We start from the raw sequence: 22953 nt of genomic DNA, 5'->3' as shown, positions 1-22953 counted from the left end.
TTATATACGCATATATCGCAATATCTTATTTCGTTTTTTCTATTTTTATACTGATTTTCAGCTATATTTTAAATCACATTTTCTAACAATCAATCTATTTAGATAAAATATCATTTATAATTACTATTATTGTTTCGCTTTAAAACTATGCAAAAAAGCCTGAGAATTTACGACTCAGGCTTTTAATATCCAACTAAACATTTAATTCTTAATGAAGATATTTTCTAATTATTCCATCTTAAACCAACACGATATAAAATGTTAAAGTTAACCCTACTTTTTCAGCATTCTATTAATCTTCTTTATACTCTCTTATTGTATTTGTTATGGAAGCAATACTATACAGAAGCGTATCTTCATAATTATTATCCGCATTAACATCTAAAACATCATTAAACATTTCTTCGTACTCACTAATCGATAATCTTTTTCGTGCAGTCAGTTGATTTTGATGAAGGTTAGTAAGTAATTGTTCATGATAATTTTCAACAAGTGTCCCGCTAAAGAATTCTGCCACTGTACCTGATCCGTAACTAAATAAACCAATCTGTTCGCCTGCTTTTAACTGTCCATTTTCCAATAATGAAATTAAACCAAGGTACAACGATCCTGTATATAAATTACCAATTTTTCGGCTGTAAACAATACTGGATTCATATTTTGATAAGATACGTTCCTGTTCAGTTTCCGACTCATTTTCCAAAGCAGCTAGCAAAGCCTTTTTACCCATTTTTGTATAAGGTATATGAAACGCTAGTGCCTGAAAATCTGCAACAGTTTTCTTATATCGCTTTTGATACTCTTCCCAGATTGTTTGGAAAGCTTGAATGTAGGTTTCATTGGACAATTGACCATCCACCATTGGATAATCATGTCCCACAGGACGCCAAAAATCATAAATATCTTGAGTTAAAGCAATAGTATCATTATTTAGTTGTAAAACTCTTGGGTCAGCTGAAATAAGCATTGCGACGGCTCCTGCTCCTTGTGTCGGCTCGCCACCAGATGATAACCCATATTTTGCAATATCAGAAGCAACTACTAAAACTTTACTTTCTGGATGTGTTTGAATGTGTGCAATCGCAAATTGTAAAGCTGCTGTCCCAGCGTAACAAGCCTCCTTTATTTCAAAAGCACGGGCAAAAGGTTGAATCCCTAATAAACGATGTAAAACCACAGCAGAAGCTTTTGACTCATCAATTCCTGATTCTGTGCCGACTATCACCATATCAATTTGCTTTTTATCTTCCTCTGTCAGAATATTCTTAGCAGCATTTGCAGCGAAAGTCACAATATCTTGTGTTTTTTTGTTTACCGCCATTTGGTCTTGCCCAATCCCAATATGAAATTTGTTTGGGTCAACCTCTCTTGCTAAAGCCAAATCTGTCATATCCACATAGTAAGGTGGTACGAAAAAACTAATTTTATCTATGCCAACGTTCATTTTATACCTCCTAAAGTATTTCTCTTTATCATACTACAATAATTTATCATAGTTTTGATTAAAATAGGGAAAAAAAGATCAAATTAAAGATTATTAAAGAATTTACAGAATTTTTTTGATTCAGTTTTATAGAGTATTCTTTTTCTCCAAACCGTGGTATATTTCATATTGGAGGTGTAGTTTTGGAAATCGTAATTATTGATGTTTTAAGAACGCCTAATGGCAAATATCGGGGACAATTAAGCTCTTTATCTGCTGTACAGCTTGGCACACTGGTTACAAAAGAGCTACTTACAAGGAACCCAAATGTAACAAAACATATAAATCAGGTGATTTTTGGAAACGTCTTACAAGCTGGTAATGGACAAAATCCAGCAAGACAAATAGCTATCAACAGTGGTTTATCTTTTGAAGTACCCGCATTTACCGTCAATGAAGTTTGCGGCTCAGGAATGAAAGCCATTAGTTTAGCTAAACAAGCCATTCAACTTGGAGAAGCTGACGTCATATTAGCTGGCGGTACAGAAAGTATGACCACAGCACCTGCTATCACATACAAGGAAGATGATTCCTATTCAAAACCAGCACCTACTATGATGGTAGATGGTTTAACTGATGCTTTTAGTGGTAAAGCAATGGGATTAACCGCGGAAAACGTTGCGGAGCAATTTAATGTCACTCGTGAAATGCAGGATACGTTTGCAGTTGATTCGCAAATAAAAGCTGCAAAAGCGCAAACAGAAGGTAAATTTATAAAAGAAATTTTTCCATTATCTATTAACGGCACCATTGTTGAACAGGATGAAGGCGTGCGAAAAGATTCAACAGTTGAAAAATTAAGCAATTTAAAAACTGTTTTTAAAGAAAACGGTACTGTAACAGCTGGAAATGCATCAACCATTAGCGACGGTGCTGCTGCAATGATACTAGCTTCAAAAGATTTTGCTGAAAAACATCAGCTTCCTTATATTGCCATTGTTAAGGATGTTACCGAAATTGGATTTGACCCACAAATAATGGGTATTTCACCAATTAAAGCAATTCAAACTTTACTGGAACGCAATCAGATGAATGTTGAAGATATTGATTTATTTGAAATCAATGAAGCTTTTGCTGCCTCTTCTATTGTTGTTCAAAATGAACTAAAGATTCCTGAAGAAAAACTCAATATTTGGGGTGGAGGTATCAGTTTAGGACACCCTATAGGAGCGTCAGGTACTCGTATTGTAGCAACTTTAGCTAGACAGTTAGAAGATACGGACGGGAAATACGGTATTGCCTCACTTTGTGTTGGCGGCGGATTAGGCTTGGCCATACTTATTGAACGTCCTACCAAGCTATCGACAGATAAAAATTTCTATCAGCTATCTAAAGCTGAACGTTTAACTTTTTTACAAGAATCAGGACATCTTTCAGCTGAAAATAGACTAGAATTAGAAAATACTTCATTAGACGAAGACCTTGCTAACAACTTAATTGAAAATCAAATTAGTGAAATGGCGCTACCAATGGGAATCGTTCCAAATCTTTTAGTCAACGGAAAAAATTATCAAGTCCCCATGGTCACGGAAGAACCTTCAGTTATTGCAGCTTGTAGTAACGGCGCGAAAGTAACACGAGGTTGTGGTGGTTTTCAAAGTAACTTATCTGAAGGACTTCTAAGAGGTCAAATTGTCTTTATGAACGTGTCAGATCATACACCTATAAAAAACAAAATTGAACAAGCGGCTGCGGACATTTTTATTCAAGCTGAAAAAAGTTATCCCTCTATCGTAAAACGCGGTGGTGGTTTAAAAAGAATTCAAGTTCGTGATTTTCCAGCAGATACTAGTTTTTTATCTGTTGATCTACTTGTTGATACAAAAGATGCGATGGGAGCTAATATTCTTAATTCTATTTTAGAAGGGTTAGCTGATTTATTTCGACAGTGGTTTGATGAGGAAATTTTATTTAGCATTTTAAGTAATTTTGCAACAGAATCATTAGTAACCGCAACTTGTCACCTGACCTTCTCTTCGTTAAGTAAAACAGGAGATCCGGAATCTGGAAAACTAGTTGCAGAAAAAATTGCAGCTGCTTCAAAAATGGCTCAATTAGATCCTTATCGTGCAGCCACTCATAACAAAGGAATTATGAATGGTATTGAGGCTGTAGTTTTAGCTACGGGGAATGATACTCGTGCTGTAGCTGCTGCCGCTCATGCATTTGCAGCAAAAGAAACTTACCAAGGATTAAGTCAGTGGAAAGTACTTGAAGATGGCTTACAAGGATCAATAGAGCTACCATCAGCAATTGGAACTGTTGGCGGCGCTATTAGTGTCTTACCTAAAGCACAGGCCGCTCTGCAAATTTTAGATATAGTTTCAGCTAAAGAACTAGCAGAAGTAATCGCAGCTGTTGGTCTAGCACAAAATCTAGCTGCATTACGCGCGTTAGTTACAGATGGTATTCAAAAAGGGCATATGTCCTTACAAGCTCGATCTTTAGCTATGTCAATTGGTGCAAAAGGTGCTGAAATCGAACTTATTACCGAAAAACTAAAAACAGGCACGATGAATCAAGAACAAGCTTTGTCATATTTATTAGAGTTAAGACAATAGCCAAAAGTGTTTATATCTGAAAAACGAGGAAAATCCATGAAATTCGTGGATTTTCGCTCGTTGCTGTAAACATCAGAATAGAACTTACTTTGTTCTCAAGATTCCATGCTTCTTTCTTAACCGCTATTTTTTAGTTAAATATGGAAAATGCGGTCAGCATAACGTTTTTCAATTTCCAAATTATACTCCATACCTCCATCGATATTTGCACTTTTATAAACGGGAGGAACGAAACCTAATTCTATCATTCGCTCAAATGCTTGATACATTGTTTGCTGTAATAATAATGTAGCTGCAAAGGATGACGTCCCGCAAACTTTTGTATCTATTCCATCTACTGTCAAAGCTGCATCTCCTTCAATTGAATGATTATCCAAAACAACATCTGCATATTCATACAATAACTTTCCATTACTATGTCGTGATGTTGTCTTTTTTGAGATGTCTAATGCAGTAACTACAATTAATTTATTGCCATGTGCTTTAATTATTTCTGCAAGTTCAATACTCATAGGATTACGCCCAGAATTGGAAATAAGAAAAAAAACATCGTTAGGTTGAATCATCATTTTATGGCCTAACATTTTCCCCACACCTTCAAATTGTTCATACATTCCGCCAGCTGGGTCCATAATTGTTTTTGACGGTATTAACCCGCCAGCACGACCACTAATCTCTAAAGCTCCAGCATACGAATGTCCACTGCCAAACGCTTGTGTCACTCCACCGTTGATAATCCCTTCAGCCACAATTTCAGCTGCTTTAGAAATATTTTCCCGTTCTTGTACTTCCAATAGATTCATTAATTTTTGGCATTCATCAAAAAATGCAAGTCCCATTTTTATCCCTCCGTAATTTGGTTTTTAAACCTGTCCATACGTTTCAAATTTGGCTGCCATTTTTTTCATTTCTGTTTCTGACAGTACAACTGGCTCTCCGACACTTTTCGCTCGGTAATAGATATTAGAGCAATATTCTACCTCTTCTAACACATTATAAGCATTTTCAATATCCTTGTGTCCAACTAAAATTCCGTGATTGGCTAATAAAACTGCTTTACGATCTTTCATCGCTATAAAGGCATTTTCTGCTAATTCAGGAGTTCCATAACTTGCATATTCTGCACAACGAACATCCGGTCCTGCCACAGCAATCATATAATGCGTTGCAGGGAGTGGCCAACGTAATTCTGCAAGAACTGTTGAATAAATTGTATGGGCATGAATCATGCAATTTAAATCGTCTCTTTTTTCATAGAAAATTTTATGCATAACCCATTCGCTAGACGGTCTTTTATCGCCCTCAATAACTGTACCATCCAGAGTCATTAAGACTAAATCAGACTCGGTAATTTCTTGAAAAGGGATACCAGAAGGCGTAATCAACATCAGCATTTTTTCTCGATCAAAGATACTCAAATTCCCTCCTGTACCTAGCGTATAATTGTCATTTATTAATTTATTTCCATAATCAATAAGTTTTTTTCTTTCTTCAATCATTTGCATTTTTTAACATCCAATCTTTAGTGATATAGCGGTCCATAGTAGTTACAGGCTTTATAATCGGCAGCTTCTAAATTTTCAGTACCAAAACCTGAAAAAGCATGTGGTCTAAATATTCGCTCTTTTGAAATATTGTGAAAAGAAACTGGAATTCTTAACATACTGGCTAAAGTAATTAGTTCAGAACCAACATGTCCATATACTGATGCACAGTGATTTGAGCCCCAATAGTTCATCATTTCATATACATCAATATTTTGGTTTTCCAAGCAAGGAGCAAACCAAAGCGTCGGCCACGTCTGATCGGTTCTTTGATCTAAAACATCGTGAATCTCTTGTTCTAACTCACATGTAAATCCTTCAATCAGTTGTAATGTTGGTCCAATTCCGTCAACTAGGTTAATGCGTAGCATGGTCAATGGCATTTCACCTTCTGATGCATATTGTGAAGAAAACCCACCACCTCTGAAATATTCATAATTAGCGCGACACCATTTAGTTTTGTTTAAACATTGATCGATATCTGCCTCAGTCATTTGCCAGAATTCTTTCATAACAGATTGTCCTAATTCATCTTTAACAGCACCAGTTCCATCCAAAGCCGATGCTCCTGAATTTAGCAAATGAAGGAGACCATTTTTAGCTTTTCCTTGAAGTTTTTTTCCAGTAATTCGTTCTACCGCTTCTGGAGACCAATATGTGCGAACGTCTGAAAAAATGGGTGCTTTATTTGTTAATAATGTTACCAAAAGCATCGATGCTCCATTTAAGGAATCATTTTCCGTTGCAAAAGCCGTTGGTTGACGAGCGCCATTCCAATCAAAAGTAGAAGCCATCATTGCTTCTGCAAAGTCTCCATTTGGCAACCAGTCTGTCCATTGGCGTTGCCCTTGAAAACCACCTGCGATTGCATCTCTCCCTCTTGCTTCTTCCAACCAGCCAAGTTTTACTAGTTTATCATTGCCAAATAAAATATCCCGCATTATAACAGCCTGTTTAGCGATGAACGCCCAATCCTCTGCTTCAGGAATAATTTTAGATTTTGTAATAATGTCAGAATAGTTTTTGCCTTGATTAATATCAATACCTTCCTGACAATTTTCTTCAATCCATTTTAATGCTTTTTGATACTCAGCCTGATCGTAGATTCCTAACTGCATTCTTCTTAGAATTTCTGTCATATCAACAAATTCTACATTCATTCCTAGATAGTTATTAAAAAACTTACTGTCGATTTGTGATCCAGCAATTCCCATAGAAGATGAACCAATGTTGACATAGGATTTCCCTTTCATTTGACCAATTGCAATTGCGGATCGGGCAAAAGTTAATATTTTATCCTGAACATCCGCCGGCACAGTATTATCATCTAAATCTTGTACATCATGACCATAAATTTTAAAAGCGGGAATACCTTTTTGAGCGTATCCTGACATCGCTGCAGCTAAATAAACCGCTCCTGGTCTTTCTGTACCATTGAATCCCCAAATTGCTTTAATAGTATTTGCATCTAAATCCATCGTTTCAGTGCCATAGCACCAGCATGGCGTAACTGAAAGTGTAGCAATAATATTTTCTTTTTGAAACTGCTCTCTTACAGCACTAGCATCTCCTTGTCCGCCAATTGTACGATCGGCAATAACACATTGTACTGGTGTCCCGTCAGCATAGTTAAGATGACTCTCTATTAATTCTTTAGCTGCCTTAGCCATATTCATGGTTTTTTCTTCTAAACTTTCACGTACACCGCCTTGGCGACCATCAATTGTTGGACGAATTCCGATTTTCGGATAATTCATTTGCTAATCCCTCCATCACTTTTGTATAAACAAGATAATCTGCTTCCCATTTTTCAACTTCTGTCGGTTTATAAATGTTAAACTTAGTTGTTTGGCCGATAATTTGCTCTAATTTTCCTCTTGAAGCTGCACCGTTCACTTCAAATTGCATCATACAATTACCAATTGCTGTTGCTTCTGCTAAACCTGACTTCACTTCTTTATTCAAAACATTTGCGGTATATTGGCATAAAATTTCGGATTTTGAGCCGCCACCAATAATTACTAATTGTTTTTCTTTTATTTTTAATTCTGGATATTTTGCTAATTTTTCTATGGTGTATCTGTATTTACAGGCTAAACTTCTATAAATACTTTCAAAAATCTCTCGTGGTGTTTCTGGTTTATTTTGTTGCGTTTCTTCTGCAATATGCTGAATCTTCTTAATAATATCTCCCGGTAATGCTAATAGCCGGTCATCAGTGTCAAAATAGCAAAAATGTTGTTGAGTATCACTGGATTTAGTTATTAAGTCTGCAATTTTTTCGTAGTCAAATAGTTCTCCACTTTTTCGAAAGTCTTTTATTGCTTCTTCAATCAGCCATAATCCAGTTAAATTTTTCAAAAGGAGTGTTTTGCCAGAAGCACTTTTTTCATTGGAAAAATCAGCAAGTAATATTTCTTTTGTAATCAATGGTTGATCTATTTCCATCCCTAGTAAAGACCATGTTCCTGAAGAAATAAACAAATGATCTTTTAATTCAGGAATGCTGTAGACTGCACTAGCGGTATCGTGTGCAGCGACGTTTATCACGTTTATATTTTCAAGCGGCAACTTAGACACGGCATTTGCTTTTACTTTTCCAAGAAAGTTACCTGAAGTAACAATTTCAGGAAAAATATTTTGTGGCAAACCAATTTGTTGAATCAGTGTCCGATTCCATTGATTGCTATCTGGATCTAATAATTGAGTCGTTGAAGCAATACTTAGTTCTGTTTTAGCAATTCCAGTTAACATATAATTCAGTAAGTCAGGAATCATTAAAAAGAATTGCGTCTGATCTAATAATTGGAGATCATTTTGTGCTGCTAATTGGAATAATGAATTAATCGGTAAAGTCTGTAAACCCGTCTTTTCAAATAAGTATCTTTTCCCTAGCTGCTTTTGTATCTTGCTATATGTCTTAACGGTGTATCTATCACGGTAGCTAAACGGAAGTTTAATAGATCCGTCTTTTGCTACTAACCCGAAATCTACTCCCCACGTATCGATGCCGATACTTTGAAAATCTGGTGCAATTGTCTTGGCAATTTTTAGACCCTGCGCTATTTCTTGAAAAATTTTATGAATATCCCAATACAAATACCCGTTTTTTTGGATAGTATATTCTTTAAAGCGATGAACTTCTTTTAGTGTGAAATGGTCATCCGTAAATTTTCCGAGGACAACACGACCAGATGAACCACCTAAATCGATTGCTACAACATTCATCTCCATCTGTCTATCCTAAAATATTCAGCGCTCGTAATACTATCGCTAATACAACAATAAATAAGATCGCTCTAGTCGAATTAAAGAATTTTGTGCCCAGCAAATAATAAACAAGCCCAACAACTAAAACTGGAACTAGCATCGGCATGATTTGATCCAATGTCTCCTGTAATTTCAACGTTACTTCACCTGATTTAAATTCCCAAACAATCGGTGCTTTTACAACTGAAGGAATCAATGCACCAATAACTGTAATCCCCAACAATGTTGCAGCATCAGTCAAAGCTGACAAACGACCAGACATGGCTCCAACTAGTTTTGCTCCCTGCTTATAACCGATAAATACTGTATTGTAGCGGAAAATCAAAATGCCGATATTGACTAAAATCCAGATCAAAACACCAATTGCATTACCATTTAATGCCATGTATGATGCAACAGATCCAAAAACCGTCGGAAATAATACACCAAAAATCGTATCACCTACTCCAGCAAAAGAACCCATTAGCCCAGTTTTAATACTTGAAACAGCTTCTTTTGATTCAATTCCTTCAATTTCTTCTGCAGCAATATCAATCCCCAGTATAAAGCCACCCATATGGGGTGTCGTGTTGAAAAATTGATTATGAACTCGCATCATTTTTTGTAACTCGTCTTTATCAGGGTACATTTTTTGCAGTGCTGGCAACATCGCGTACAAATATCCCGGCGCCATCATTTTTTCATAGTTCCAAGCCATTTGACTTCCATATAACCAATTAATACTGACTTTTTTTAAATCTTGTTTATTAATCTTCGTATTCTCCATCATGAAGCCCTCCACTTATGTTTGCTGAATAGACAACTGTCTGCTGTTCTCTTTGATTTTGTTCCTTAATCGTGTCTTTAAACGCTTTCAATGCTAAAGCCAAGCCAACTAAAGCTACCCCAAACATCGGAATACTTAAATAAGCAACTGCCACAAATCCAACAATCAAATAAGTAATATAATTTCTAACTGGAAGATATCGCAGTAAAATTGCAATACCGACTGCTGGTAAAAGTCCTCCTGCGGTTGCAAGTCCATTTGTTAACCAAGCTGGAATATAATTAAGCATTAAGTTAACTAAACCTTCACCAAAAACTAACATCACAAAAACTGGTAAAGATCTTGATAACCCCCATGATAAAACACCTAAACGATTATTTAATCGAACTTGTTTAACATCTGTTTTATCGATAGCTTTATCAATTCGTTTTTGGAAAAAAACATTACAAAATCTTGCTAAAATGTCTAATTGTACCATTAGTAAACCCACTGGAATTGCCAAACTTAAACCAAATTCAACTCCTTTATTTGATAAAACAGCAAATGTTGTTCCAATTATCGAAGCCGTCATATAGTCAGGAACAGATGCTCCTCCATATGCTTGGATTCCTAATCCCATTAATTGTAATGTTGCACCAACAGCTAAACCTGTTTTAATATCTCCCATAATGATCCCGGCAATCATACCAATGATAACTGCTTGTCCTGCCAAAATATTAGTGCCTAGCATTTCAACTACGCCAATAAAAGCTAAAAGAGTTAATAAAATTATTTGCCATATTTCGATATTCATCCTTGTTCCTCCTCAGTTTAAAAGTACAGAAACCAAACTGCTAAAACATAATTAAAGATATTCCGAAATTTTCCTTTTCTCCTCGTTTGGTACCATCTGCACATCGACATTTACGTTTTGTTGCTCAAGATAAGATAAATCGCCCAGTTCATCTTTAGATATATAAACTGACTTTTTCAAAAGTTCACGATTTTCTTTTTTAGACATATTCCCAAGTGTCACACTAGGAATTTTGACAGCTAATTCAAATAATTGTTTAACAACAGACGGATTTTTTACGATTACAAGCACTCGTTCCTTACTATAGTGACCTTCATTAATTCTTTTCGCAGCATTTTCAGTTGTTAAAATACTTAATTTAATGTTCTTGGGACAAGCAGCACGTAAAGCAGATTTTTCCATTTCACTTTTAACAATCGTATCATCAATAATCATGACTCTTGAGGCAGATAAATTTCCAATCCAAGAAGTTGCAACTTGTCCATGAATCAGTCGCTCGTCAATTCTTATCTGAATAATTCCATTCTTTTCTACATTTACTGCGTTCTCAAAATTTTGTTTTTCTTCTAGTTGTTTTTGTTCTTCTCCTTTCATTTCAAAACTGACAATTTGCTGTGGGTCTATCAACAAATCAGAAATCTGTTCGCCTAAAGAAATTGGAATCAGTAGCTGTAGTGAAATACCAGTTAAAATTCCGACTACCGTCTCTTGATTGTCATACAGTATCTTCGCTGCATTGTAAGGGGTTCCACCATAAATATCAGTTAATAACACAAATTTCTGTCCACTAAAACGGTTCAAAATCGCAGTTATTTTTTCAATTAAATCATCTCGTGACAACTCATCGGTAAAAGAAACAGCAAAGAGATTATCATGTTTTCCCGTAATCATTTCGCAACTGGCAAGACTCGCTTCTGCATACTTGCCATGTGCAACAATGAGATAGTTCATTACATTTCCTCCTTTAAAATTAGTTCAATAACAGGGACAATTGAATTTGGCTTTTGAATTGGCAAATTTAATACTACAGATGTTGGATCTAAGGACTCTTTGATATTGACTTCGGTAATTTCTTTGCGCAAATCTTTATATGACGGTCGAACACCGGTAATTGTACTCGCATCTTTAAATTGAATTTCTGATCCATCAGTAAGCAATCGCGCAAATTTGATTTTCCCACCTAACTCATCAAGTAAAACCGTGCGATATGGCCATGAGAATAAGTGCAAATACAAGTGATTTCCTTTTTGTGTATACCTACAATCTAGTGGAGCTTTAAATTTACTACTACCACAACCATAAATTGCTTTTGAATGATACTTCATCCATTCTTGTACTTCACTTAAAATGGTCAAACTTGTTTTATCCCACTCTCCTCTACCATTAGGGCCTACATTTAACAGCATATTACCGTTTTTTGATACATTATCAATCAGCAATCGCGTAATCATTTCAGGGCTTTTCCAATCTAAATTATTCCGGTCATATCCCCAGCTGCCATTTAGCGTTTGGCATGCTTCCCAGATTAATTCCTTACCATTTTTTTCCATCCCGCCAGTTCGCTGGTACTGTTCCGGCGTTCCCACACCTCTATGAAGATCTAAACGATCATTAATAATAATGTGAGGCTGTAATTCTAAAATTAATTTCTCCAACCCTTCTGAATCCCAGTCATCTTTACCTTTACCTATAGAATTCCCCCAATCTCTAGTTGGGTATGAAAAGTCAAACCACAAATAATCGATTTTTCCATAATTTGTCAATAATTCTGTTATCTGATCCTTCATAAACTGCTGATATGAGACCATATTCCCTGGATTTCTATTGATATATTCAAGATTGTTACGCTCTGGATGATAGCCATCAACTAAAAAATCTGACCGCTGCCAGTCGAGTAATGAATAATAAAAACCAACACGAATACCTTCTTTTTTAAAAGCCGCAACTAGTTCACCCAGAAGATCTTTACTATATGGCGTATTTGTTACTTTATAATCAGAATAGGCCGTATCCCACAAAGCAAAACCATCATGATGCTTTGCTGTAATTACCACGTATTTAAATCCGATTTCTTTTGCTTTCTTTGCCCATTCTTCAGGATTTAATAAATCTGGATCAAATACATCAAAATATTTTTGATACTCTGATACACTCTGTTCCTCTAAGGTCATCCCCCATTCATGACGAGCTGCTACCGAATACAAACCAAAATGAATAAATAAGCCAAACCGATCCTGAATAAACCATTTAGGATTCCCATAATTTTCAGGCCATTCAAATTCTCTTACCATCATATTTCCTCCAACTATTTAAAAGATTTCAGCGTTAACTGATAGTGTTTATAGTCTAAAAACGTCTCAATAATTTCATAGATTTTACCGTCAATAAAACTTTTTTTATTAAATTTTATAACAGGCGTTCCAATACTTAAATTGATCTTACTAAGGTCTTCTTTTGGCACGTCATCGACTATTTGGATTGTTTCTTCAAAATCCGTTGTGAATGTATTTATTTGAAAATGTTCGTAAAAATTTTTTGAAACTGACAATCCGTTTTTTGCAGTGATAAAATCAAATTTTGAAAAAAATCTTTCTGGAATAAAGTTTCGTTGCAATGTAAAGGGTTGTCCATTTACATATTTGACACGTTCTACTACATAGACTTTTTCAATACTATCGATTGCTAAAAGCTGGTTATTAATTTGGTCATCACTTTCACAAATATTAACTAGTTCAGTTCTTTGTGTATCCGACAGTGAAAAGCGATTATTTTCTGTAAAATAAACTTGTTTATTCACCATTGATTTTGTTACAAATGTGCCTGATCCTTGTTTTCTATAGACTAAATTCAAATTTTCTAATGTAGAACAAGCTTTAGTGATAGTCGTTTTACTAACACCATATTTTTCCATTAATTCATTTTCAGTAGGTAATCGATCACCTGGGAAAACTACCTTCTCTTGAATTTGTTTTTTTATATCATTCACAATATGTTCATATTTGTTCACAATTACACCTCCTATCCCCATTCATCATGTTAACTTTTATAAGTAAATCGCTTACAAACATGTTACAATAGTCTTAATCGATTTTCTACACTTTAATAAAAGTTGAACTTTATCCATTAAATCAAACAAAATTGTTCTTTTTCATTCAAATTAGTTCACCATGGAGGGATTTTTAATGCTCGAAAATGAACGACAAGAAGAAATTTTAGCGGTTATAAAACAGAAGAAATACATCAAACCAAAAGAGTTAAGCCAGACTCTGTTTGTTAGTCTATCAACCATTCGCAGAGACCTTATTCATCTTGAAAAGCTTGGCTTAATTCATAAACATCATGGACAAGTATCCCTTTTTGAAAATAATGAACCTGCTCATGAATTGAGACAAAAAGATCATCACGAAGAAAAAAATTATATTGCCAAAATTGCATCCAATTACTTAGAAAATGGGAAAACTATCTTTTTAGATTCAAGCACTACCACCAATGCTTTGTGTCCTTATATTAATGAATTTAGTAATCTTACAATCATCACAAATAGCCTTAAAAATGCACTTGATTTGTCTGTGAATACTTCAAATCATGTCATCGTTACAGGCGGTACACTAAAACCTTTTTCTGTTTCATTATTAGGAGAAAAAGCTTCTTCGTTTATTCAGGAATTTAATGCTGATCTGGCGTTTTTTTCTTGTAAAAGTTTTGATTTAACTGGGGTTTATGAGGAAGATTTTCAGCAAGGTTACTTAAAAAATAATATGATTTCACAAGCAAAAATAGCAATTTTATTAAGTGATGCGTCTAAATTATATAAGAAAAACTTTTATACATTTTCTACTTATGCATCGATTCAAACCATCATTCTTGACCAAAAACCAGATAATAAGTTCATTGAAATGTGTCACGCTCATGAATGCGAGTTAGATTGGTGATCTGAATAAATAAAGAAGAGGAAGAACATTTAACTGCTCTTGCCTCTTTTTGTATGTATTCTACCAAATCCTTTGCTATAAAAGTCCTCAACCATCTTGGTAATTTATTTAACAGCAGTTAAGGTAATCCTCGACCAATATGTTTGAATGGCTTACTATTTTAACTTAGAAAATTTGCAAATCATAAACATTATGACTTTCTCAAGTCCCGGTACTTGGTCTAGTGCATCATTTATTTCTTTCACATATCCAATTATGCGTTCACTTATTTATTCTCTTTTTGGATAGAGTTCTTTATTTAACGTCACTTGGCGTGGTATTCTTTTTCTTCATGTTACAACAATCACCACGAATGACCATTAGTTGTAATATAAGAAGCCACCGCACAAGCGATGACTAGAGCTTTATTCAATCTTCGTTTACTCTTCTTATAATCTCAGATAATCTTGGAATTAAAGAAGGTCCTGGACATTCAGTGGATGAAGGCGAATTTCCCTCAGCGCATTGATGACCTACAATTTTCATTTTTTTACAGTATCTACTGTTGATATCTTTAATTAATTTAACTAAAGAATCTACCGTTTGATCACTTACTTCCCAATTTGGCGCTGTAGAAATATTACAGTTTTCAATACCTATAGAATAGGAATTTGCTTTACCTGCGTGCCATGCTCTTTTTTCTTCACCAACGTATGATCTAATTTCACCTTTAGGACCTATACCGTAATGAGCAGAAGCCTCTCGATCTCTCCATACTTCTGGGACTCCATCGTAATTTGTCATTGCCATGTGATGGATTACAACTGTTGTAATCTCTGCACCTTCACGGCTATTCCATCTTTCGTCACCTTCGTTTACAAAATCTTCAAATTGATAAGGTGTAGCTAATGAACTGATAATTGAATTCATGTCGTTCCCTCCTTGGTATTTTTTGTAAGATCTTACAAAATGAGTATACTTCTAAGTTGTTAAGTTTTCCTATCCATTTACTAACAAAAACGTCACATCTATCTTTCTAAAAATACTACAGCCTGTAAATCAGTTATTTATCTGTAAATAACCTGCTTATTTCAGGTTATTCTAATAGCAGATTATAGATATTAAGCCGGATATTTCAAAACTTGCTGAAATCGGAACACCTCTTTATGTTATACAAGATAGAGTTGGTCATGAAGGGAGTAAAATCACTCAACAAATATATCTACACGTTACTGAAGACATACGGGAAAAACTTCAAAGTGACCTTGAGCTTTTATAAAAGCTTGCCCCTTTTCTGACCCTTTTTATGAATAAACACCTTGTATGACTTAAATCAAACTCTCGATATATAACTTATCGCAAACAAAAAAGCCCTTGATAAACAAGGACTTTCGTTTTACTGAATAACAAGTTCTTAACGACGGATTTCTTTACTTCGTGCTAAAAGTACGCTATCTATTGATATCATTAAATTTTTTATTAAATTGACTACCACTCTGACTACAGCCATTAAAAAGTAAGTGATGATTCCAAGCTTTTCACTATGGAATTATCAAAAACCTGCAGTCAGCTTTCCAAAATTTGAAAAGCTTCTAGTGGTTTTAATCTTTCTTCTGATGTTAAATGTCGATAAATTTCAGAGGTTGTTTTATCTGTATGACCTAAACGAGCTTTCAATACTTCCCAGTCACAATGACCAGCGACTAAACTTGCCATTGTATGGCGAGCCAGGTGCGTGTGGAAGGGTTTCTTTATACCACATTGCTCAACACATCGTTTGATATGATGATTGACATACTCTCGTCTAAATGGAACGCCTCGCTTGTGTGGCTCTAGATAAACAAATAAATACTTCTCTTCTACTTTAAATTTAAACTGCTTCCTAACATCATCTAGCATTTCCATTAAAGCTTTTAACTTTTCCATCACTAATGGTGTCACAACCACTCGTCGTGCTGAACTTACACTTTTAGTTGTATCAATTTTAAAATTAATTTGCTTCCCTTTTACGGTTGTCTGCTTGTAAAAAAGAATCTCATTATTGTTAAGATCAATGTCTTCGGGTTGTAAGGCTAAAGCTTCACTTATACGACAGCCTGTATAAAACAAAACATGATACAACGTTGAAAGTGGTAGCTCTTCATGAACAATACTGTAATTAAGCAATGATCTTAGCTCATCAAACATCAAATACTTTTGATCCAATCTCTCTAATGAATCCTTTAATTGCTGAACGGTTTGCTGATATTTTGGACGTCTAACGGATTCCAAGGGATTGTCGCTTAATACATTATGCTTTAGACAATAATTGAAGATCATATTTAAGGTTTGACGAAAACTCTCTAACGAATTTTTAGAATAGCCTTTCGATACACCATCTATACCCTTCTCTTTCAAAGTGAAGAATAGTTCTTCTAAAAAATCTGAACTAAGACTGATCATTTTCTTATCGCCAATCCATCTAGAAAGAGTTTTTACAGATTCATGTCTTTTCTCATACGTACTTTCTTTTTGTTCCTTCAATGATTGATAATAAACAAACCATTTTTCAGCTACTTCTCGAAATAATTCATCACTACCAGTCAATTTCTTATACGTCTGGTGTTTTTTCTCCATTTCTAAGTATGCCAATTGCGCTTCCCGTTTTGTTTTAAAGCCTCTACGTGTTGTTCTGAACGCTTGAAAATACCACGTGATTTCTCCTGCTTGATTCACATGCTGCTTATATCTATCAGCTATATCCAAACTCAATCCCTCTCTTTCAAGAAGGAGGATGAACATGTGTTAATAGATTGCTTTCGAGTACCTCCATTATAAAGCATATTCACCCAAAAATACATATTTTCAAGACATTCTTAAATTGTGCATTCGATCTCTGTACTCTTCATAATCGTGATTTTTGAACCAATTTAGCACTTCATCTTTGGCGTAATGACCTCTAATGCCGTACCAACAGTTTGGGAACTCTGCTAGTCTGATTAATCGATTTAATGTGCTGTCGCTAATTTGAAATTCTCTCTTTAGGTCTTCATTGGTTAAAACAAGTGGTAAGAAATGTTGTGTTTTAGAAAGTTCATCTAGAACTTGGTCTAATTTTTTATAGATCGTTGTATTTAGCGTTTTATTTTGCCTTGGAGTTTCTGGAAAACAAATATTTTCTTGCATCTTCTCCCTCCTTTTCTTTCCTTGTATCATCTATCAGTTGTTTGAGTCACCAAACAGCATAGGATTTTCACCTCTCCCCAGTTTATGGCGAGCTTTACAGAAGTATCATTATGTACTTTGCATATCATGGCTTGAAGGGACTAGTTTCAATTTGATTAAGAAGGAAGTCGCTTGTAGCAATTCTTAATTGCTTGTTATGGCGGTTCTTAATGCAGTGCTCCATGCAAAGGGAATGTTACTGATAGATTCTATTGAGTTGTCAAGGTACAAGTTTTATTCTTATACCTATTACCAACAAAAATAGTGAGGAAAAAGACACAACTTGATAAAATTCTATTCACAATCTTTATGTATGATATAATTAATACATAAAAACTGTGAGGTGTTTATTTTGTGGTCAAATGAAAAAATAGAAAAACAACGAGAATATTTTAAAGAACAAAGAACTACTAAAACGGGAAAGTTTACAGAATTTACAGTTCGAACTTACTATTGTATATACAAGGCCTGCGCATTAAACAACAAAGCATATTGTTTAGAGTCTGATGCCAGTAGTTACAAAATTAATAAAATAATTTACGAAGGTTTTTATGGAGGAGTTCCTGATCATGACAACAAAAGTGTAATTGACGACTGCAAGAAAAAACTAAAAGAAATGGGCTACATTAAATTCAAAAAAGAGAATAATGTATGGCTAATCTATGTAGTAAAAAATCTTGATTTTTTATTACCTGGAGAACATGAGTTTTATATAGAAAAATTTGGAATTGAGCATGAAATTCAATTTTTTTTAGGAGATGAGTTGCAATAGTTGACGTACGTGAGACATTAATTAATGAAGTCAAATCAATAGGACTGTATAACTTTCTAGTTACACATGGTGTTTCTTTGAAACAATTAGAAAAAGCAAAAAATGAAACAATCAAAACTGATAATATATATTTCGAATATTTTGATGATTTGAATGAGGTTATTGAATATAAAAAAATTAATACAAACGATATTAAGGGAGTTACTAGAGTCTCTGATCATTCCTGGTTCCAAGCCGTAAACTATGGATTGATTGGCGTTCCTACTGGAATAGATTTGAACGTAGCAACACTTCGTTTCGCAAGCTTATTATCTTTATTTTATGATGGAAATTTAGATTATGTTGTTAAAATGTATTCAGAAGAATTACTCAGCGAATGTACATTCTATGAATTTGAAAAAAATGGAGTTAAAGAATATTTTCTTGCTGGAGATGGAAACCATAGAACTATGACTGCAAAATTAATTGGTGTCGAGACAATAACTGTTGGAAAAATTTATCGTTATAGCTTTAATCAAGATAAGTACGACCTATATAAACAAAATCATTTGTGTAGAAAGAAATTTGATGAATTCATAAAAAATAGCTCTTTTTCTACAAAAGATTTTTATAATGAAAATTGGATCTACAGAAATGAAGAAATGATTGTAAAAGAACCCTTTAACTGGAAATATAAATATTCAAGTGCCCTTGTAGAAATTCAAAATTATCATGAAACAATTGATTATTTGATGCTACTTGATAGTAATATTAAAAAGTATTCTAAACTATTCAAGTCTTTACCACAATGGATTCTAAATATAATTCTTTTCATTAATGAAGCAAACTCAATAGAAAACATTCCTTCAAAAGCAAAAGTTATAACCGCTAATGAAGCTCTCTTAAAATTTAAGAATAAACAACCTTAATTTGCAATATTAGCGGTGTTGATAATCAGCAAAATAACCATCTAATTTTCACTTTGGCAAGTAATTAGATGGTTAAACTCACAAATATATAACCACTGTCTTTTGAACAGTTCTACAAAAGACCCCTGACACTTCTTTACTATCATTATTATAGCATTTTTTGTTTGTTATTTTGAAATATATATTTAATGCTAATTATGTTATTTCATAAAGTAAGGTCATCTCTATATTCTCTTTAAATTCAAACAACTCTGGTAATCGCTAGCGAAACTTAAATCTTAATTTAATACAATTCTTCAAAGTTTGAAAAAACTGATAAATACTGATTAAATTCGTTCGAGATGGTCAAAAAACTCTCGAGTATATCAAAAATGTTTTTTTTAACATGATTAGCTAATCCTAGATGTCGTACAGACTAAAACTTTAGTAAAATCAACTATTCTTATAAAAATAAGTTAAAGGAAATTTCATTGTATTAGAGTAAATTTTAAATTCTCGTGGTCAAGATTTGTAACCAATCAACATACCTTGCCCATCAGAATATATTCATATTTAATACAATAATTCTATTATTTTATACTCAGCTTCTCCACTAATTTTTTTATAGTTTTCATTATTTTTAATCTCTTCTATAGATCGATATTCCCAATATTTTCTTGCCAAAGTGATTGGAGAGTTATTTTTATCATCCATATGTAACTCTTTTAAATTGAATGATCCACAATCGTTCATGAGCCTATTTCTACCAACATTCTCTAAGGATTTCATTATTCCTGTATAACTAGTAGACTGACTATACGTTGCATTTAAATCTCCATGTCTCACATAATATCTAACCTCTCCACTTGAACTCTCTACCGCTCCTGTTGGCTCTTTTAATACTTCTATTACCTCAACAAGACTTTCCTTCAGCATAATAAGTTTAGGATTTATAAAACTTATTTCATAGTGTCCTGAACTGTAACCCAATCGTCCTCTTCCTATGAGCTCTAAAACATCACCTTCTGTTAGCTGATAATCTACATATCCTTTAAACATTGGTAGCAACGAGGGATTTTTACGCAGATATTCTGATTGATGTTCAATGACATCACCAAAAAATTCAACATAGTTTTCTTCACTACACCATTTTATGTTTTTAACTATAATTTTGAATTTAGCTTTCCAGTTATCTTTTTTAGCTTTTTTATACCATTTAGTTTTAGAATCCATTATCTTTCCTCAAAAATATCTTCCCATTTCTTTATATTATTACACAACAGATTACTAATAATTTACATCATTAGTATCCTGAATAAAAGTTGGTTTTTGCATCTCAACTAAAAAATCTGATAAAATTTTTACTTTATCAGACTCATTAAGTAATGATTCTGATAAAACTGTTTATGCTAATTTAAAAGTGCACCACTTTTTACAGCGATGATGGTTGAAAAGTACACCACTAATAACTCACAATAGAAGAACAACTTGTTTTTTTATTGGAGGTTCAGGAGTGAAAAATTTAATGGATAAATGTACCATCATACGTCTTCTTGAAAGTGGTCGTTCTCAACGATCTGTCGCAAAAGAATTACACATGAATCGCCGTACAGTTGCGAAGTACTGGGAAGAATACATTGAAACGAAAGAGCAGATTACACTTGATCCTACGGATCCAATGAAAAAAGAAGCGCTCACAGCGAAACCCACCTATAATTCAGCCAATAGAAGTCCTAGAAAATACACAGAAAAAATGGACAAACGAATCGATGAACTTCTAGCCTTCGATAGTGAAAAAACGAAGAAACTAGGTAGGCATAAGCAAAAATTAACAACAAAAAGCATTCATGAGATCCTTGTGGCTGAAGGATTTGATATTGCAGAAAGTACAATACGTCCCTATGTTAGAAAAAAGCTTCAGAAACAACGGGAAGCGTTTGTTAAACAGATATATCCATTGGGTTACCGGATTGAATTTGATTTTGGCGAAGTAAAATGCTTGATTAAGGGAGAAAAATATACTTACTACTTAGCAGTATTTTCTTCTCCTGCCACAGGTTATCGCTGGGGAAGGCTTTATACCTCTTCCAATCAACAAGTTTTCGTTGATGCACATATCCAGTTTTTTAAAGAAGTTCAGGGTGTTTATTCCACCGTTGTCTACGATAATATGCGAAATGTTATTCAAAAATTTGTTGGAAAACATGAAAAAGAATTAAATGAGGAACTCTTGAAACTCTCTCTATTTTATGGATTTGAGCCGGTCGTCACCAATACGTACAGTGGCAATGAGAAAGGTCACGTTGAAAAAAGTGTTCAAGTCATACGAGATCGTGCCTTCACCAAAATCTATGAGTTTGCCAGCATGGCACATGCACAGGAATATTTAACTGATGCACTAACAAAGTTGAATCAAAAAGTCTCTATAGAAACTGAAAAGTCCCAGTTGAAACCGTTGGTTTCAGATTATGATTATGCCATTACAACGAATCAAAAGGTTGATAAATACAGTTTTATCCATGTTAAGAATAACTTTTACTCAATCCCGGATTATTTAGTTGGAGAACTAGTAACTGCCAAACTATATCTCAATGAATTAAAGGTAGTAAGAAATGGCCAAATAGTGGCTTCCCATGCTCGTCTGAGTGGCCGAGATAACTATCAGGTTGAAATGCGGCATTATCTTTATACGCTAAAAAGAAAGCCAGGAGCCATTGAACATTCACTGGTATTAGCAAAGCTACCGAGACTAAGGCGTTGTTTCTTACAGTTTTATAAACAACGACCGAAACGATTTATACAGCTGATTGAAGAGAAGCAAAAACTGCCCATTGATGAATTGGTTACCTATTTAGACGAACAGGCGATAAAAGACCATGAGGTCTTTACTCCTAAGCCAGCAACTAAAGCAGTCAATGAAGCCCGAAATCAATTAAGAGAATACAACCGACTTCATCAAGTAAGTGAGGTGATCTGATTGTGATTAAAGAACACGCGAAACAGCTGAAGCTCTCCTATATCAAAGAAAATTATGAACGTCTGATTCAAGAAGCAACTACATTAAATCAAGGATACGAAGAGTTTCTAAGTCAGCTTTTATCGTTAGAAGTCGAACGAAGGAAAAACAATCGTATTCATACATTGATTCGGCAAGCAAAATTACCTCAAAAAGTAACGTTTGATGACTATCTGGATAGTCATTTATCATCAAAACTAAGAAAACAAATCAAGGAGCTTCAGCAGCTTCAATTCATTGATAAAAAAGAAAATCTCATTTTATTGGGTAATCCAGGAGTTGGTAAAACTCATTTAGCAACAACCATTGGTATGGAAGCATGTTTGACAGGAAAAAGTGTCTTGTTCACGAATATTCCTAATCTCGTCGTTGAGTTAAAGGAAGCCATGAGCGCTAACCAGCTGACCTATTATAAACGGAGATTTAGTAAGTATGACTTAGTCATCTTAGACGAGTTAGGCTATGTTTCATTCGATCAAGTAGGAAGTGAAATTCTTTTTAACTTACTGTCTAATCGTACATCAACGGGTTCAATGATTATTACAACAAATTTATCATTTGACCGTTGGGAAGAAGTATTTAAGGATCCTATGCTTACTGCAGCTATGGTAGATCGAATTGCCCATCGGGCACACGTTTTAGATTTAAGCGGGAAATCTTTCCGTGTGGAAGATACAAAAAATTGGTTAAACTAACTGGTGCAGTTTTCAATCATCACGTGGTGCACTTTTCAGTTGCGTTAAACA

General features: G+C 34.4%; 20 protein-coding genes and 1 pseudogene. 7 read left to right on the top strand and 14 right to left on the bottom strand.

Annotated elements, in window-relative coordinates; all coding sequences use genetic code 11:
- Positions 1–292: 292 nt before the first annotated feature.
- The gene (locus C240_RS14040; protein ID WP_271497100.1) at positions 293–1444 is read right to left on the bottom strand and encodes a hydroxymethylglutaryl-CoA synthase; all 1152 of its coding nucleotides are present in this window, start codon (positions 1442–1444) and stop codon (positions 293–295) included.
- 182 nt (positions 1445–1626) lie between these two features.
- Here C240_RS14040 and C240_RS14035 point away from each other — a divergent pair, with 182 nt between their 5' ends.
- Positions 1627–4044, top strand: a complete 2418-nt coding sequence (locus C240_RS14035; RefSeq protein ID WP_271497099.1) for a hydroxymethylglutaryl-CoA reductase, degradative — start codon at positions 1627–1629, stop codon at positions 4042–4044.
- 134 nt (positions 4045–4178) lie between these two features.
- Here the strand turns inward: C240_RS14035 and C240_RS14030 are convergent, their stop codons facing one another.
- The 9 genes from C240_RS14030 to C240_RS13990 are packed head-to-tail and all read right to left on the bottom strand — an operon-like array spanning position 4179 to position 13424.
- Positions 4179–4883, bottom strand: coding sequence for an SIS domain-containing protein (locus C240_RS14030; RefSeq protein WP_271497097.1), 705 nt, complete (start codon positions 4881–4883; stop codon positions 4179–4181).
- A gap of 24 nt (positions 4884–4907) precedes the next feature.
- Positions 4908–5549: an L-fuculose-phosphate aldolase gene (locus C240_RS14025; RefSeq protein WP_442896601.1), complete on the bottom strand. Its 642-nt coding sequence runs from the start codon at positions 5547–5549 to the stop codon at positions 4908–4910.
- Positions 5550–5566: 17 nt separating this feature from the next.
- Entirely contained in the window at positions 5567–7345 is a 1779-nt protein-coding gene (locus C240_RS14020; RefSeq protein ID WP_271497095.1) for an L-fucose isomerase, read from the bottom strand.
- Positions 7308–8822, bottom strand: coding sequence for a rhamnulokinase (locus tag C240_RS14015; protein WP_271497093.1), 1515 nt, complete (start codon positions 8820–8822; stop codon positions 7308–7310). The genes C240_RS14020 and C240_RS14015 overlap by 38 nt, the downstream gene beginning before the upstream one ends.
- A 4-nt stretch (positions 8823–8826) precedes the next feature.
- On the bottom strand, positions 8827–9624 hold the full coding sequence (locus C240_RS14010; RefSeq protein ID WP_271497091.1) for a PTS system mannose/fructose/sorbose family transporter subunit IID: 798 nt from the start codon (positions 9622–9624) through the stop codon (positions 8827–8829).
- On the bottom strand, positions 9605–10417 hold the full coding sequence (locus tag C240_RS14005) for a PTS mannose/fructose/sorbose/N-acetylgalactosamine transporter subunit IIC (RefSeq protein WP_271497089.1): 813 nt from the start codon (positions 10415–10417) through the stop codon (positions 9605–9607). Before C240_RS14005 ends, C240_RS14010 begins: the two co-directional genes overlap by 20 nt.
- A gap of 51 nt (positions 10418–10468) precedes the next feature.
- Positions 10469–11368 carry a PTS mannose/fructose/sorbose transporter subunit IIAB gene (locus tag C240_RS14000; protein ID WP_271497087.1) on the bottom strand — a complete coding sequence of 300 codons (900 nt, stop codon included), beginning with the start codon at positions 11366–11368 and terminating at the stop codon, positions 10469–10471.
- Positions 11368–12708, bottom strand: a complete 1341-nt coding sequence (locus C240_RS13995) for an alpha-L-fucosidase (protein WP_271497085.1) — start codon at positions 12706–12708, stop codon at positions 11368–11370. The genes C240_RS14000 and C240_RS13995 overlap by 1 nt, the downstream gene beginning before the upstream one ends.
- 14 nt (positions 12709–12722) lie before the next feature.
- A complete protein-coding gene (locus C240_RS13990; protein WP_271497083.1) occupies positions 12723–13424 on the bottom strand; it encodes a GntR family transcriptional regulator in 702 nt (233 codons plus the stop codon).
- A gap of 175 nt (positions 13425–13599) precedes the next feature.
- On the opposite strand from C240_RS13990, the gene C240_RS13985 reads away from it, so the two are divergent.
- Positions 13600–14349, top strand: a complete 750-nt coding sequence (locus C240_RS13985; RefSeq protein WP_271497082.1) for a DeoR/GlpR family DNA-binding transcription regulator — start codon at positions 13600–13602, stop codon at positions 14347–14349.
- A 408-nt stretch (positions 14350–14757) separates the two neighbouring features.
- On the opposite strand, the gene C240_RS13980 is transcribed toward C240_RS13985, so the two are convergent.
- On the bottom strand, positions 14758–15258 hold the full coding sequence (locus tag C240_RS13980) for a peptidoglycan recognition protein family protein (protein ID WP_271497080.1): 501 nt from the start codon (positions 15256–15258) through the stop codon (positions 14758–14760).
- A gap of 202 nt (positions 15259–15460) precedes the next feature.
- Between C240_RS13980 and C240_RS13975 the strand changes: the two are divergent.
- Positions 15461–15607 (top strand): annotated as a pseudogene (locus tag C240_RS13975) (tyrosine-type recombinase/integrase); the annotation flags it as partial.
- A 287-nt stretch (positions 15608–15894) separates the two neighbouring features.
- Here C240_RS13975 and C240_RS13970 read toward each other — a convergent pair.
- Positions 15895–17073 carry a tyrosine-type recombinase/integrase gene (locus C240_RS13970; RefSeq protein WP_271497078.1) on the bottom strand — a complete coding sequence of 393 codons (1179 nt, stop codon included), beginning with the start codon at positions 17071–17073 and terminating at the stop codon, positions 15895–15897.
- Between the two features lie 99 nt (positions 17074–17172).
- The gene (locus C240_RS13965; protein ID WP_271497076.1) at positions 17173–17493 is read right to left on the bottom strand and encodes a DNA-binding protein; all 321 of its coding nucleotides are present in this window, start codon (positions 17491–17493) and stop codon (positions 17173–17175) included.
- A 391-nt stretch (positions 17494–17884) separates the two neighbouring features.
- On the opposite strand from C240_RS13965, the gene C240_RS13960 reads away from it, so the two are divergent.
- Complete coding sequence (locus C240_RS13960) at positions 17885–18304, top strand: hypothetical protein (RefSeq protein ID WP_271497074.1); 420 nt, start codon at positions 17885–17887, stop codon at positions 18302–18304.
- Between the two features lie 77 nt (positions 18305–18381).
- On the top strand, positions 18382–19212 hold the full coding sequence (locus tag C240_RS13955) for a hypothetical protein (RefSeq protein ID WP_271497072.1): 831 nt from the start codon (positions 18382–18384) through the stop codon (positions 19210–19212).
- Between the two features lie 552 nt (positions 19213–19764).
- On the opposite strand, the gene C240_RS13950 is transcribed toward C240_RS13955, so the two are convergent.
- Positions 19765–20424, bottom strand: a complete 660-nt coding sequence (locus C240_RS13950; protein WP_271497071.1) for a hypothetical protein — start codon at positions 20422–20424, stop codon at positions 19765–19767.
- A gap of 292 nt (positions 20425–20716) precedes the next feature.
- Here C240_RS13950 and istA point away from each other — a divergent pair, with 292 nt between their 5' ends.
- Both istA and istB read left to right on the top strand, forming a co-directional pair.
- Positions 20717–22168, top strand: a complete 1452-nt coding sequence (gene istA / locus C240_RS13945) for an IS21 family transposase (RefSeq protein WP_271495778.1) — start codon at positions 20717–20719, stop codon at positions 22166–22168.
- A 2-nt stretch (positions 22169–22170) separates the two neighbouring features.
- Positions 22171–22902, top strand: coding sequence for an IS21-like element helper ATPase IstB (gene istB, locus C240_RS13940; RefSeq protein WP_271495776.1), 732 nt, complete (start codon positions 22171–22173; stop codon positions 22900–22902).
- The last annotated feature ends 51 nt before the right edge of the window (positions 22903–22953 follow it).

Source organism: Enterococcus sp. 5H, from assembly GCF_028128615.1.
Classification (GTDB): Bacteria; Bacillota; Bacilli; order Lactobacillales; family Enterococcaceae; genus Enterococcus_L.
This window is presented reverse-complemented; position numbering and strand designations above follow the sequence as displayed.